The sequence below is a fragment of the Rheinheimera faecalis genome (assembly GCF_021290965.1).
Taxonomy (GTDB): domain Bacteria; phylum Pseudomonadota; class Gammaproteobacteria; order Enterobacterales; family Alteromonadaceae; genus Pararheinheimera; species Pararheinheimera faecalis.
Genome location: NZ_JAJOYT010000021.1, coordinates 16,460 through 31,151 on the forward strand (window position 1 = coordinate 16,460; position 14,692 = coordinate 31,151).

Sequence of the window (14,692 nt, forward strand, 5' to 3'; positions counted from 1 at the left end):
GTGACTGGGGCTAGATGGTGCAGTCAACGAAGCTGCAGCTTCAAGTACGAAGGCTGTAACGCCTGAAACTTAACAATCCAACAGATAACAGACTCACAATAAGCACAGGCCAGTCGCTCCACAGGCTATATAAAGTGCGGCCTTGTACTAATGGTACTTCGGCTGTTAATACGCCTTCTTCAAACTGAGGTAAACGCGCCTGTTCTGTACCATCTGCTGTCACTGTAGCGGTAATGCCGTTGTTAGTCGCTCTTAGCAAAGGGCGGCCTAACTCCAAAGCACGCATCCGGGCTATTTCTAAATGCTGATGTGGGCCAATCGAATCACCAAACCAGGCGTCGTTGCTGACCGTCAGCAGAAAGTCAGTGTTGTCGTTGAAGTTAGCAATCATCTGACGAGGAAAAGCGATTTCAAAACACAAAGCGGCCAGCAGCGAATAGCCATTGGCTTGTAAATTAGGCTGCAGCCAGGCGCCCCGGCTGAATGAACTCATGGGCAGGTTAAACAGTGGTGCCACATATTTCAGCACATCCTGAAAAGGCACAAATTCGCCAACAGGCAATAAATGATGTTTCTGGTATCTGTTGCTGGTGCTGTATCTGTAATCGCCGCCAGTGGCTTCTTTGCCTGATTTACCCAATACTATCATGCCGTTATAGGCATCACCGTTTTCTTTGTAATCCAGAATACCTGTCACTACGGCCGTATTGTTTTCTGCCGCCAGCATATCCAGATTAAACAAATAAGCCAAAGCTAAAGGCTCTAATTGTGGAATAGCAGCTTCAGGCCAAATCATAATGTCGGCATTCAAGTGTGGGCGGCTCAGCTCCATATACTTGCGCATAGTGATAGCTTCTTGCTCCGGATCCCAGCGTAAATCCTGCGCTATATTGCCTTGCACTAAGGCAACCTTGACTTGCTCGCCTGTCTCTTGCCAGCCTTTGATTGTGCTCAGAGCTGGGCTGACGATCAAGACGATGGCGGCTATAGCAGGCCAAACCCATAACTTACGTTGCACAGCAATAGCGACAGAGCCCGCTATTAAGAGCATTAAAAAGCTGATGCCGGTTTCGCCTATGAGTGGTGCCCAGGGAGCCATCCAGCCATCGGTCTGACTGTAACCTACAGACAACCACGGGAAACCTGTTAAGAACCAGGAACGGATATTTTCTGCGATAAACCAACTGGAGGCCAACAGCAGCGGATACCAGAAATTGCCACGAAAACGCCAGCTAAACCAAATAGCAAGGGCAGGGAATATCGCCAGATAACCTATCAGCAACGCCATAATGGCCAGACTGGCAATCAGTGGCATACCACCAAAAGTGGCGATACTGACATGCACCCAGCTAATACCTACACCAAACCAGCCCAAACCATAGGCATAACCAAAGATGGCCGCCTGTTTTGGGTTTTGCGCCTGCAGCAGGTAATACGCCAGCACTGACAAAGTCAGCAGCGGCAGCATATGATAGGTAAAAGGGGCAAAAGCTAAGGTATTTAATGCACCCAGCCCTGCTAAAAGCAGGGCTGGAAACCAGGTGGTTTTCGACAACAGCAAAAGTTAGTCCTTCTGTAGCGCTGAAGTTTCTGCGGCAGTTTTAGCGCGGATCACCTGCAACTGCACCAGCCTTCTGTTATTGGCTTTGCTGACTTTAAAGGTCAGATTTTGCAGTTCAATGGTTTCGCCTTTTTCCGGCATATGACCAAAAGCATGCAGCACAATACCGCCTATGGTGCCGGCTTCTTCTTCATCGAAGGTTGTGCCGAAACTTTCGTTAAACTCATCCACAGGGGTTAAAGCACTGACCTGATAGACATGGCTGGCCATTTTTTTGATATCGACATCTTCTTCATCGTCGTGTTCATCTTCGATTTCGCCGACAATTTGTTCAAGGATATCTTCAATGGTAATAAGGCCTGACACGCCACCGTATTCATCGACCACTATGGCCATATGGTAACGTTTCTGGCGGAATTCTTTTAATAAGGCATCCACTCTTTTACTTTCAGGGATAATGACAGCAGGGCGTAATAAATCGCGCAGGCTCCATTCGGTGTTGCCTTGTAAGGTGTGTTGCAGTAAATCTTTAACCAGCAGTATGCCTTCGATATGGTCTTTGTCTTCATTGACCACAGGATAACGGCTGTGGTTATTCTCCAGCAGCAGCGGCATCATTTGTTCGAGGGACTGGTCAATGTTTATGGTGGCCATTTGAGAGCGGGGCACCATAATGTCGCGGGCGCGCATTTTGGATACATCCAAAACACCTTGCAACATACTTTGAGTGTCGTTATCAATCAGCTTGCGCATGGCCGCTTCATTGATCACTTCAACCAGATCAGATAAATCTTGTGGTTCTGCAGTAAAAATCGCTGCTATTTTATCCAGCCACGATTTTGCGGCAGAACCCCGACTAGAGTGGGAATGGTCGTCACCCATGAGTGAACTTAAGCTCCAAATAGTGAAAAAGAAAATACCCAAAGTCATGTGAGTTGCAGCGAGACATCAATGTCAGTACAGCTGCAGCTTCAGGTACGCAAAGAATTAAAATACCAGTTAATCTTCTAAAATATAAGGGTTCTTTATACCCAATTGCTGCAAAATCAGAATTTCTTCTGCTTCCATTTCTTCAGCATCTGCGTCATTTATATGGTCAAAGCCCAATAAATGCAAGCAACCGTGCACCACCATATGAGCCCAGTGATGATGTAACTCTTTGCCTTGCTCTTTTGCTTCTGCGGCAACCACCTGAGCACAAATGACTAAATCACCTAATAATGGCAATTCTTCCACACCTGGTGGCAGCTCAAAAGGAAAGCTCAGTACGTTGGTCGGTTTATCTTTTTCACGATAATCAAAGTTTAATTGCTGACTTTCTTCTTCGTCCACAATGCGCACTGTGACTTCTGCGATCTCCTGAAACGGCAGAATAGCTGCTTCCAGCCACTGCTGAAATTGCGCTTCTGTAGGCAGGTTTTGCGCTTCGCTTGCCAGCTGTAAATCCAGGGTAATGCTCATGTTTTAGTCTTTACTCGTGTTGGCTGCAGCTTGGGCGGCCTGCTTTGCAGCTTGTTTTTCAGCCTCAAGCGCTTGTTGCTTTTTCTCTTCAAAAGCTTCGTACGCCATAACAATTTTTTGTACCACAGGATGGCGTACCACATCTTTAGCTTTAAAGAAGTTAAAGCTCAGCTCAGGCACTTCGGACAAAGCATCCATCGCATGTTTTAAGCCTGAGTACTGGCCACGGGGTAAATCCACTTGCGTGATATCGCCTGTGATCACGGCTTTGGCGTTAAAGCCAATACGGGTCAGGAACATCTTCATTTGTTCAACCGTGGTGTTCTGACTTTCATCTAGGATAATAAAAGCATCGCTTAAGGTACGGCCACGCATATAAGCCAGAGGCGCAATTTCAATCACTCCACGCTCTAAGTACTTTTCTACTTTTTCAAAACCTAACATTTCAAATAAAGCGTCGTACAAAGGCCGCAGGTAAGGATCGACTTTCTGGGCTAAATCACCGGGCAAAAAGCCCAATTTTTCGCCGGCTTCCACCGCTGGGCGGGTCAGAACTATACGGCGCACTTCGCCTTTTTCCAGCGAGTCTACAGCACAAGCCACAGCCAAATAGGTTTTTCCTGTACCGGCAGGACCAATACCAAAAGTCACGTCGTGACGCTGAATATTGCGCACATAAGCACTTTGATTGGCGTTGCGGCCTTTAACTGCACCTTTTTTGGTTTTAATGCTGACCTGTTCTTCGTCAAACTGCTGCTCTGTGGGTTCCTGCTGCTGTTGCTGGATCACCATATGCACTTGCTCCGGGCTTAAAGGTACTGCTTTGCCCTGGGCATTGGCGGTTTCGCCATACAGAGTTTCGATAATGTGTTTTACCGGTTCAAGCTGGTCAGTTAAGCCCACTAAACGCAACTGGTTGTCGCGGTAAGACACCTGCACACGGTAACGGCGTTCAATCTGACGTAAGTTATCGTCAAAGGGGCCCCATAAAAAAGCCAGACGCTGAGGTTCAAAAGGGGAGAGAGAAAATTCTAAGCTAGTGATCGGATTATCCAATGCTTTGTCTCGTATCAAATACTATGCTGTGGCTCGAATGAACTGAGCCATAGCATAGTGAAGATGTCTGCTTAAGGAGTAAAAGTTGCCACTCCCAATTCGTCTGTTTTTGCCGCTTTAGCTGCCAGAATTTGTTGTGGCGATACTTCACGACGTAAATCCATATCTTTTTCAGTGCGGATCACTTTACCTTTTAATGAGTTGGTAAAGACATCAGTCACTAAAATATCTACAAACTGACCAATCATATCTGGTGAGCCTTCAAAGTTCACCACACGGTTATTTTCCGTACGTCCGGTCAGCTCCATAATGTCTTTTTTCGACGGACCTTCGACCAGAATACGTTGTTCAGTGCCGAGCATAGCACGGGCAATTTGTAATGACTGCTGGTTAATACGGTCTTGCAGCACATACAGACGTTGTTTTTTCTCATCTTCCGATACATCGTCCGGTAAATCGGCAGCCGGAGTACCAGGGCGGGCGCTGTAGACAAAGCTGAAGCTCATATCAAAGTTCATCGCTTTGATCAGATCCATAGTGGCTTCGAAGTCTTCTGCGGTTTCGCCGGGGAAGCCGATAATAAAGTCAGACGACATACATAAATTCGGTCGCACTTTTTTCAGCGCACGAATTTTCGACTTGTATTCTATCGCCGTATGGTTACGTTTCATCAGCGCCAGAATGCGGTCTGAACCGGATTGCACAGGTAAATGCAGGTGATCCACCAGCTCAGGCACATCACGGTACACTTCGATGATATCGTCTGTAAATTCAACAGGATGCGATGTGGTGTAACGAATACGGTCAATACCGTCTATGGCCGCTACTAAACGCAGTAACTCAGAGAAATGGCAGATTTCGCCATCAAAAGTTTCACCACGGTAGGCGTTGACGTTCTGACCCAACAGGTTCACTTCACGTACACCTTGTTCTGCCAACTGGGCAATTTCCAGTAAGACATCATCAAGCGGACGGCTGACTTCTTCACCACGGGTGTAAGGTACTACGCAGAAGGTACAGTACTTAGAACAGCCTTCCATAATAGACACGAAAGCGGTAGGGCCGTCTGCTTTTGGCTCTGGCATACGGTCAAACTTCTCGATTTCCGGGAAGGACACGTCAACCACTGGTGATCTGTTGCCATGCACTGAGTTAATCATTTCAGGCAAACGGTGCAGAGTTTGTGGCCCGAATACGATATCCACATAAGGCGCACGTTCACGAATGGCTTTGCCTTCCTGAGATGCCACACAACCACCGACCGCAATAATCAAATCCGGATTTTTCTTTTTCAGCGGACGCCAGCGACCTAACTGATGGAATACCTTCTCCTGAGCCTTCTCACGAATAGAGCAGGTGTTCAGCAGGATCACGTCCGCTTCAGCAGCATCTTCAGTCAGAGTGTAGCCATGAGTTGCATCCAGCAGGTCTGCCATTTTGGATGAATCGTATTCGTTCATCTGGCAGCCCCAGGTCTTAATGTGCAGCTTTTTGCCCATTTGTGTTGTAGCCCGTAAAAAAGTTAACGCTAAGAAAAAGGACGCGCATTTTATCCTAGTAGGGCCTGAAGTGCCAGCAGTGGATCGGTCTGGAGAGGATTTGTGACCTTTTAAATCGAACTTAAAAAATCTGCAAAGTAACTTTTGCGGCATAGTCTGAGGCGAAGTTGCTTGCAGTGACTCATTTTCGCTGCGTTTTATCAGTTTCCCCGTTAAATTGCAGTGACTTTTATAAGCCACTAGCCTGATAATATTTATAGATAAACAACAGCACAGAGCCAGTAAAGATAACGCTCAGAGGATAATGATGGAAAGTTTTGGTGTAATTCAGTTTTGGACCTTTTTGGCCGGTGTGGTAGTGATTATATTGATGCCTGGGCCAAATAGTCTGTTTGTGCTGAAAACCAGCATGGTGCAGGGACCAAAGCACGCGTGGTGTGCACTTGCCGCTGTGCTATTGGGTGATGCCACTTTGATTTTGTTGTCTTACCTTGGTCTGGCGTCTGTGCTATTAGCCTCACCAGAGTTGTTCCGCTGGATACGTTACTTAGGCGCTGCCTATTTGCTGTATATAGGCGTACAAATTTTATTAAGTTTGCGCCAATCTAAAGCCAGCGAAGGTGCCGGGGGACCAGTGGTAGTAGCCGCAGCCAGCTGCGCTTCAGTGTTTCGCAAGTCGTTGTTATTAAGCCTGACTAACCCAAAAGCCATTTTGTTTTTCCTGTCATTTTTCATCCAGTTTATCGATTCCAGCTTCACCCCAAACTGGGTGCCTTATCTGGTGCTGGCAGTAGTACTGGAAATAATCAGCCTGCTCTACCTGACCACTTTAGTCTACGCAGGTGCGGCCATAGCCAGTTTCTTCAAAGGCCAACCCAAAGCAGGGCAAGCAGGGAATTTAATGTTAGGGCTTTTGTTTACCGGTTTTGCGGTGAGATTGGCTTTGGCGTAAAGCTTTTAACAATTTCTCTTGCGACTAAAAAATCTTTACAACAACCTAAGGTGCATCCTAACGGGGGATATTCAGAGCTCTGTTGGTGTAGCTTCTTTCCGAGCTAAAAACAAAAATCCCTCAGCCGAAGGACAAAAAAGCTGAGGGAAAGGTTGGTCACTTTTGACTTACCAGGGAGTTGTTACAAAACTTCTAAGCCCGTCCTCTTGTTGCCGTAGCAGGCGAAATTTTCGAAGCCACTAAGGCCGGGTAACTGACCGCTAACTGGCCTACAATTAGCAAGGCTACTACACCTATTACCAGCAATACCGGGCTTAATGGACTCATACTAAAAGTCGCCACCAGCCAGATATTTAACCCCACTGCTCCTGCTGCGCCTAGTATCACACCAGCGAAGCTTATCAGCAGGTTTTCCAGCATAAAGTAGCGCATCACTTGCCATTGGCTGGCGCCCAAAGCGCGGCGGGTGCCGATTTGGCGGGTGCGTCTGTTAATGCTGAACATAGCCAGACCAACAATGCCAAAGCCTGTGATTAGCGTCAGCACAATAATGACAGTCAGCAGAATAGTGTTGGTGGCCTGATGCTCCTGATAACTTTCGTCACGGGTTTGCTGCATGCTGGTGACATTGCGGATAATCCGGCCTCTGTCGCTGTCGGCCAGCATTTTTTCAATCACAGGCATCAGCTCGTCACGACGGCCTGATTCGGTGCGGATAAAATACCTGCTGCCTTTGCCGTCCAGTTGTTGAGGTACCAGCATGCTACGTTCCACGCCATTCCAGCCATTCCATGGTGCCTGCAGGCCATTGATAATACCGCTAATTTGCACTGGCTGATGGTTGTCGATATAGACAGTTTTACCTAAGGCTTTTTTCCAATCGCCTTCAAACATGGCTTCGGCTAAGGCCTTGGTAATAATAGTTTTAGGTGGCCATTTGGTACTGCCCACTTCACGCCAGACAATATCTGAGCTTTGGAAATTTTCGCCTGCAATCAGCTCTACCCCTAATGCTTCGATGCCGTGTTCGTCCACCATATACACTGCTGTGCCTGTGCCTTCCAGATCATCACCCGGTTTGGTTTGTAAACCCATAGACCAGCCGCCACCACTTAGGGGGATAGCGTTGATTTGAGTCACAGCCACAACACCTGGCGTCTGACGGATACGTTGCAAGTCCTGCTGCAAAGCTGTTTGTGTATTGTAATTCTGCGCAAAAATAGTATTGCTCAGATAAAAAGTATTGGTTTCATCCAAACCACTGGGTCTGGCCATTTGCTGGCTACGCTCCTGCATCATAAAGATAGCGTTCACCATAATGGTCAGGGTCAGGGCTATTTGCAGGGCGATCAGTAAAGCACCAATTTTATTGCGCATTAAAGCGCGGAATATGGGCCCCAGTTCCAATCGGGCTAATAGTTCTAACATGGCAAACTCCTTATTGGCTTTTTAACTGAACGGACGGCTGCACCTGACAGGCACGCCATGTGGGATATAAACCGGCTAATAAAGCACTGAGAACCGCCAGCCCTATCGCCATAGCTACCAAGGTGAAATCCAGCTGAGCTAAATCTCGGATCCAGTCGCCGTACATCACTTTGATGGCTTCAAGCCCCAAAATAGCCAGTACTAAACCTAACAAGCCACCGGCCAAACCTATACAGCCTGATTCGATTAAATGCTGAATAAACAAATCGTTACGGCTGGCCCCTAAAGCCTGGCGCACGCCAATTTCTGAAGCTTTGCCTAAAAACTTCGCCAGCAATAAACCTACGGTATTGAGTAAACACACCAGCAAGAACATCAAAGACATTGCCATCATCATGCTGGCGTCGTCTGACACAACTTGCTGATTTTCCAGCCATTGCATTACATCCCGTAATTTGTTGTTGTCGGTTCGGGCAAAGCGGCCGTATTGGTGTTGCTCTTTGGCATAGGCGTTCATAAAGCTTAAGTAATCTTGTTTGTCCTGCTCTGTCGGTAATTCCACCCACAATTGCAGCCAGATACACTCTGAGTCTAAAAAGGCCTGAAAGCCGGATTCTGAAGGTTTCCAGCAGTTGGTATTGCCGGAGCGACTGAATTTTTGTTCGGTAATTAAACTAAAAGGTACAAAGACTTCTTCCACGTCATTAAAAGCACCAGTGCTGATATCGTAGAACTTAGGCTTAGGGTTCCATCTGTCGATCACCCCTGTCACTTTGTAGTCTTCGCCTGCCATACGAACGGTTTGGCCTGTGGAGTCTTTGCCGCCAAATAAACGTTCGTTTAATTCAGCGTTGATGACGATGACCCGTTCTTTTTTTAAGTCAGCCTGATGATCCCAGCCACTGCCATATAAAAAAGGCACATCAAACATGGGGAAAAAATCGGCACTGTTGGCGCGGCCCTGTACCATAAATGGCAGCACTTCTTTATCCGCAGGTTCTATCACCGCTGACATACCGGTTTGAATAGTCTGACGTTTGGCCTTTTGGGCTTGCCATAAGTAAGTACCATCACGGTAAGTCACTTGCTCTGGGGCATCACCGTCATCGCTGTAAGGGTTGTTTGGCTCCCAGCTGTCCATCTGCACAAAAAACAGCTGCTCACTTTTCTGCGGAATAGGGTTAGCCGACATCAGGTAGTTCACTGTAATAGTGGTCATGGACGCACCAATACCTAAACCTATGGCACAGACCATCAACAGCGTCATGCCCCAGGTGCGTTTGCAGCTCAAATACGCCAGCTTCAGATAATAAGAAAACATAGCCGCTCCTTAAGCTTCGCCAACCACATGCAGGTTAGAGTTTTTGTTGGTCAGCTCGCTGACATGGCCATCTTTGATATAAATCTGACGTTTAGCTCGGGCGGCCAGACTTGGATCGTGCGTTACCATTAAAATGGTGGTGCCGGCTTTATTGATGTCTTCCAGCAGACTCATCACACTTTGTGCCATCTGGCTGTCAAGGTTACCTGTGGGCTCATCCGCCAGTAAAAAGCGAGGTGACGTCGCCAAAGCTCTGGCTATAGCCACACGTTGCTGCTGACCACCGGATAGCTGGCTTGGCAGGTGTTTCATTCTTGAGGCTAAACCCACCTGATCCAGATGGTGTTCAATGCGTTTTCTGCGCTCAGCTGTGTTCAGACCACGGTAACGCAATGGTACATCCACATTGTCGAACAGATTTAAATCCGGAATAAGGTTAAAGCTTTGGAAAATAAAGCCTATTTTCTGATTTCGCATGCGGGAACGGCCGCTGTCGTTTAGTTTGGCTATGTCTTCACCGTCCAGCAGGTATTCGCCGCTGGTGCTGGTTTCCAGCAAACCGGCAATATTTAAAAAGGTCGTTTTGCCTGAGCCTGAAGGGCCTGTCACACTGACAAAGTCGCCTTCGTTGACATGCAGCTGAATATCACGCAGCGCATGAGTGGCCACATCGTCCGTGATAAAAGATTTACTGATTTTATTCATAGTTAGCATAAAACTTTCCCGCCCTGGTTATAAATTCGGTTGATGGTGTGTTGGTTTATTTATTGGTTAAGCTGCACTGTACTGGCACCGTTAAAAATATCGGTACCAGAGGTTATGATTTGATCGCCTGGTTGTAAGCCAGCCAGAATTTCGACTGAGTTCAGACTGCGGGCTCCCAGTTCAATTGGAGTTTTGATGGCCATGCCATTACTGACCTTGTAGGCAAATTTGCCATTACTGCTGTCAAGGAACTGACCACGAGCCACCTGCATCACGCCTTCACGGTGCTCCAGCAAAATACGGCTGCTTAAGCGTTGATTTTGACGCAGGGCAGGAGGGGCTTCTTTGGTAAAACGTACCCGGCCTTTGACCTGATTTTCGAACACTTCAGGGGAAATAGTCACCAGTTTGCCCATATACAGCTTCTGCTCCGCTGTGACTTCGACGGGCAGACCAATGATTAAATCGTTGGCATAACTTTCTGGTACGGCAATTTCCACTTCAAATTGGCTTAAATCCACCACGGATAAAATCAGCTGGTTTTTAGTGATATAGGTTTTGTTTTCTACTGCCAGATTACCCAATAAACCATTCACCGGAGAACGCACCTGCAGGCCATTAACCTGACGCTGGAAGTCTTCCACCAGCAAACGTTGACGGTCTAACTGTTGCGCCAGGCTTTGCACTTCAAAATCGAGGTTTTCTTTATTCAGGCGGGCATCTTCAACGGCGTGCTGATGCTGTACTTTGGCGGTTTCTAAATCGTCCTGCGCTTTTTCCAGTTCTAATTTGCTGATCACGCCTTTTTCAAAACCCTGGTCGGCACGGCGTTTCTCTCTGTCCGCTGTGGTGAGCGTCATCTGCGCTATATCCACGGCTTTTTTATCCGTCAGTTGTTGCTTTTTCGCTAAGATTTTTTGCCGGTTATGGCTGGTTTCCAGGCTATAAAAAGTGGCTTGTTCCTGCTGTAATCTGTTGTTCAACTCTGGGCTGTCGATAATGGCCAGGACATCACCTTGTTTGACTTCAGTACCAGCATCAAGCAATAAGCTTATGGTGCCTTCAGCTGTGGCATACAGCTTAGGACTGACCGCAGCCACCACCTGACCCTGAGCCGAAATATCGCGGGTAAAATCTGCGGTTTTAACTGTATCCAGCCGCACACGTGATAAAGACACCGACATATCCGACTGCGACCAGCTGCGCGCTGCCGGAATAATTTGCCATAACAGCAATACCAGAAGCAGGCTGGTTGAGCCTGCTACCCAGATTTTTTTATTGGTTTTTTTTGGTGCCAGCCGTTCATCCTGGCTGCTGGTATCCGCTATTTTCATGGTTTTTCCTGCACTGTGCGTCTTTGATAAGGCATTAAAAAAATGCCGCTATTACCAATGAGTCGTAAGTGGAAGAAAAAAGGTTTGAACGGAATTAAAATAAATTTTGCGGATTGAAAACCGGACTGTTGGTTGTTAAGGCGTAGGGGCGACCTTTATGGTCGCCCGATCAGTGCTTTTTAGAAAAACCTGATGTTTATTATGTCTGTGCTAAGGCTTGGCAGCTGGTTTACGTGCAATAATTTCGATTTCGACTAAACCCCGATCGGCAAATAATTCCGCAGCGCCCACAGCCGTCCATGCAGGGTAAGGGGCTTTAAAAAACTCGTCTTTTACCGCCATTACCGCTGCTATATGTTCTTCTTTCGTGCCTTTAAACAACGGACTTCTGAACAGGTGGTAGCTATTCATTTTCACCACATGTTCAGGCTCAAGGCCTGCTTGTTTCAACAAGGTATTTAGATTGCCAAAGGCCCGGCGTAAATTCTTTTTGAATATTTCAGGCGTGGCACCTTCAGCCGGAGCGCCTGCAATCACACCTGAGAAAAACACTAAATCGCCTGAGCTGCGTGCTGGTGAGTAATGCCATTCTTCATAGGCTTTTTTTGCATTGGCGCTGTCGATATAGACATATCCATCCACAGTAGGAATAGCTTCTTCGCCAGACTGAGCCATTAAAGCAGTGCTTAACAGCGCCAGGCTAAGCAGGGTGGTTTTCATAACGGACATAAAACACCTCATAGAGTGAAAACTACGTTCAGTCTGAGGGGGATTTCGGAGAACTTGTCTTTGATTTGGGATAAATGGCAGCAGATGCGGGACAGCGAAGCCTTAAGCTCTGCCTGAATAAGTAGGTGTATCGATCGACAATGATTTACCGCAAACGTTGTCTGGTACTGATATATCCAGCGTAAAAGATGATAGCCACACCAGCAAACCAGCTCATGGGGACAGGTTCGGACCAAAATAACCAAACAAACCAGCAAAGATTACAGAGACATAGGCTCAGTTTGCTGATAGACGTATTGGCAATACCATCTACATCTGGGAAAGGCTGCTCGTTGTTAATGAGCAGCCTTTCCCGCACAAGGCCAGCTTTAGATTTGCTTAAAAAGTTTTATTGCTTTTTACATGTCATTACAACGCTGCAACTGCTGGCATCATCACCACAGCCAGCTGAGCTTTTGTAACAAATAAGTTGTTTATTATCGATAAAGTAACTTTCTAAGAACCGTTCTATATGTCGGTTTGTGTCCTGTCCGTAGTTATGTCGCACTGAGACATCAGCCATAGAATCAGATTGAGTCACATATCCTGATATCTCAATGCAATCCGCTCCGCTAACCATACAAAGGGAAGAACCGCCAGAGGTGCTTATTCTCATATAAAACAATGGGGCCTGCACTGAAGCTTTTGCTGCCTCGGTTTGTAACTCCGGACCATTTTGACTATTTCTGATTATGTTATCCATTATATTCGACGCGCTTTCAGTTCTTTGAAGAGGCTTGTCTATCATGCTGCCTTTTTTTGGAGTAGCAGAAGCCATTGGCCCTTGGTCTGTCTGAGTTGTTGCCATGCTTTCCATTGCATTGAACTCATCAGTAACCGGGTCTGAATAAATTTGATTGCAGCCTGTTGTATTGCAGCACTTCTCCACTGTGGGGTCACACACATAAGGTACTTTCTGATAAAACTTATTGTTCAGATATGCTGTGCGCCAATCCCATAAAGCACTGGTTGTGACGTCTTTTACATTGCCACATGCCACAGAGCAATTGATAATAAAATCATAATCAACATGCAATAGCCGGCCTGTTTTTTTATCACGAACACGTTTAGCTAAGAACTGCTGTTCTTTGTTATTGCTGTCTTTAAAGTAAATATTCAGAGTATCGTAGCTGTAGCTTGTGCAGGCGGCTGAGCCTTGTTTCAGGCTGTTAAAGCAAGGGTTTGCCAACGCAACATCCGAAAAAAACAGTGCTATTCCAAGTAGCAAAATCTTACGCATCATTTAAATTGTCCTCATATTGTTTTTTTTGTTCCAGTTTTGAGTGTCCCTTTTTTGTTTTATTTGTCAATTTTTTGTTTAAATTATCATGGTGTTTGTTGCGATAATTGTTGCTGTAGTGGCATTAGATTGCTTGTACTTTGTTTACCACAAACGTTGTCTGGTACTGATATACCCAGCGTAAAAGATAATAGCCACGCCAGCAAACCAACTCATAGTGACAGGTTCAAACCAGAATAAATAACCAAAGAGGCCGGCAAAAATCACAGAGCTGTAGGTCCAGATGCCAATATCTGAAGCTGGTGCCAGGGCATAAGCTTTGGTCATCGCCATTTGGCCTATAGCTGCTAATACGCCCATAAACCCAAAAGCCCACCAGGCAATAGCTGGTAATTCTTGCCAGTAAAAAGGCACAGGAACAAAGGAGATAATGGCGGTCAGCAAAGAGAAGTAGAAGACTATACGTGCTGCAGGTTCAGTGTCGGACATATAACGAATGGTAGTTTTGGTAACAGCCACTAACACGGCAGACAATAGTGCTATTAAAAACAGGTAAAAAGCACCACCTCCTGTGGCAATAGGCAAAGCCAGCAGTACACCGCCAAAGCCCAGCGCTATGCTGAATAAGGTCAGGCGGCTGGCCGTTTCTTTTAACCAGAATTTAGCTATGAGTGGCACTATAAAGGGCGACATCAACAGCACCACCATGGCCTGCGCTAAAGGCAGTTGGCTGATGACATAAAAGAAACAGTACATCGAAATAATGCCGGTAACGGAGCGGCTTAAATGCAGATACCAGCGTTTGGTGTAGAGCAGTTGTTTGCCCTGCACCCAAAGCCAGGGCAGCATCACCAGCAAAGCAAAAAAGTTGCGGAAAAATACTACTTGGGCATGACTGGCACTGTCGCTGGTCAGTTTGACTAAAGCACCTATACCGGCAAAACAAGCTTCAGCCAGTAACAGCAATAATGCGCCTTTCAGCAGATTGGGTTGCATCAACAATCACAGTATTTCGAAGAGGCGCGCAGTATAGCAGAGTACAAAATGTAGGGGCGACCTTTATAGTCAGCAGCTTATTTGTTTCAACCAATGCCGTACTGAAACCCCAGCTCTACCCTTTGGTGGTGAATATGGATGAATCCACAGTGTTATTTGCTATAAACCATAAAACAGGCACATTTATTTGTTGCTGAAGAAGGAAATGCAAGCTAATTTAGAAACTTAGAGTGTGCCAACCTAAAAATAACAGGCCAGACAAAAGTAATAATGTGCCAGCACGCTTTTGGCCCTAGCTTGTAGTGGTTGGTTTTGATGAATCAATCTTTATCAATTCGTTAACGCTGGCTTGTGATCTGGTATAACCAGGT

13 protein-coding genes are annotated in these 14,692 nt (G+C 46.5%); 1 reads left to right on the forward strand and 12 read right to left on the reverse strand.

Annotated features, from left to right (window positions below):
* Positions 1-40 precede the first annotated feature (40 nt).
* The 5 genes from lnt to miaB all read right to left on the reverse strand — a co-directional run bounded on the left by lnt (position 41) and on the right by miaB (position 5,577).
* On the reverse strand, positions 41-1,561 hold the full coding sequence (gene lnt, locus LSG34_RS20370) for an apolipoprotein N-acyltransferase (RefSeq protein ID WP_233011170.1): 1,521 nt from the start codon (positions 1,559-1,561) through the stop codon (positions 41-43).
* Positions 1,562-1,564: 3 nt separating this feature from the next.
* Positions 1,565-2,443, reverse strand: a complete 879-nt coding sequence (locus LSG34_RS20375) for an HlyC/CorC family transporter (protein WP_127026567.1) — start codon at positions 2,441-2,443, stop codon at positions 1,565-1,567.
* A gap of 117 nt (positions 2,444-2,560) precedes the next feature.
* Positions 2,561-3,022 (reverse strand): rRNA maturation RNase YbeY, encoded by a 462-nt coding sequence (gene ybeY, locus LSG34_RS20380; protein WP_233011171.1) that lies wholly within the window; start codon positions 3,020-3,022, stop codon positions 2,561-2,563.
* Positions 3,023-3,025: 3 nt separating this feature from the next.
* Positions 3,026-4,096, reverse strand: coding sequence for a PhoH family protein (locus LSG34_RS20385; RefSeq protein WP_408636179.1), 1,071 nt, complete (start codon positions 4,094-4,096; stop codon positions 3,026-3,028).
* Between the two features lie 53 nt (positions 4,097-4,149).
* The gene (gene miaB, locus LSG34_RS20390) at positions 4,150-5,577 is read right to left on the reverse strand and encodes a tRNA (N6-isopentenyl adenosine(37)-C2)-methylthiotransferase MiaB (RefSeq protein WP_233011172.1); all 1,428 of its coding nucleotides are present in this window, start codon (positions 5,575-5,577) and stop codon (positions 4,150-4,152) included.
* A gap of 307 nt (positions 5,578-5,884) precedes the next feature.
* Here miaB and leuE point away from each other — a divergent pair, with 307 nt between their 5' ends.
* A complete protein-coding gene (leuE, locus tag LSG34_RS20395) occupies positions 5,885-6,529 on the forward strand; it encodes a leucine efflux protein LeuE (protein ID WP_233011173.1) in 645 nt (214 codons plus the stop codon).
* A 192-nt stretch (positions 6,530-6,721) separates the two neighbouring features.
* On the opposite strand, the gene LSG34_RS20400 is transcribed toward leuE, so the two are convergent.
* The 7 genes from LSG34_RS20400 to LSG34_RS20430 form a co-directional block, all read right to left on the reverse strand.
* Positions 6,722-7,957, reverse strand: a complete 1,236-nt coding sequence (locus LSG34_RS20400; protein WP_233011174.1) for an ABC transporter permease — start codon at positions 7,955-7,957, stop codon at positions 6,722-6,724.
* A gap of 10 nt (positions 7,958-7,967) precedes the next feature.
* Complete coding sequence (locus LSG34_RS20405) at positions 7,968-9,278, reverse strand: ABC transporter permease (RefSeq protein ID WP_233011175.1); 1,311 nt, start codon at positions 9,276-9,278, stop codon at positions 7,968-7,970.
* A 9-nt stretch (positions 9,279-9,287) separates the two neighbouring features.
* Positions 9,288-9,992, reverse strand: a complete 705-nt coding sequence (locus tag LSG34_RS20410) for an ABC transporter ATP-binding protein (protein ID WP_233011176.1) — start codon at positions 9,990-9,992, stop codon at positions 9,288-9,290.
* A 50-nt stretch (positions 9,993-10,042) separates the two neighbouring features.
* On the reverse strand, positions 10,043-11,317 hold the full coding sequence (locus tag LSG34_RS20415) for an efflux RND transporter periplasmic adaptor subunit (RefSeq protein ID WP_233011177.1): 1,275 nt from the start codon (positions 11,315-11,317) through the stop codon (positions 10,043-10,045).
* A gap of 210 nt (positions 11,318-11,527) precedes the next feature.
* On the reverse strand, positions 11,528-12,046 hold the full coding sequence (locus LSG34_RS20420; RefSeq protein WP_233011178.1) for a Rid family hydrolase: 519 nt from the start codon (positions 12,044-12,046) through the stop codon (positions 11,528-11,530).
* A 388-nt stretch (positions 12,047-12,434) separates the two neighbouring features.
* Positions 12,435-13,328: a hypothetical protein gene (locus LSG34_RS20425; RefSeq protein ID WP_233011179.1), complete on the reverse strand. Its 894-nt coding sequence runs from the start codon at positions 13,326-13,328 to the stop codon at positions 12,435-12,437.
* Positions 13,329-13,469: 141 nt separating this feature from the next.
* Positions 13,470-14,321 carry a DMT family transporter gene (locus LSG34_RS20430; RefSeq protein ID WP_233011180.1) on the reverse strand — a complete coding sequence of 284 codons (852 nt, stop codon included), beginning with the start codon at positions 14,319-14,321 and terminating at the stop codon, positions 13,470-13,472.
* Positions 14,322-14,692 lie beyond the last annotated feature (371 nt).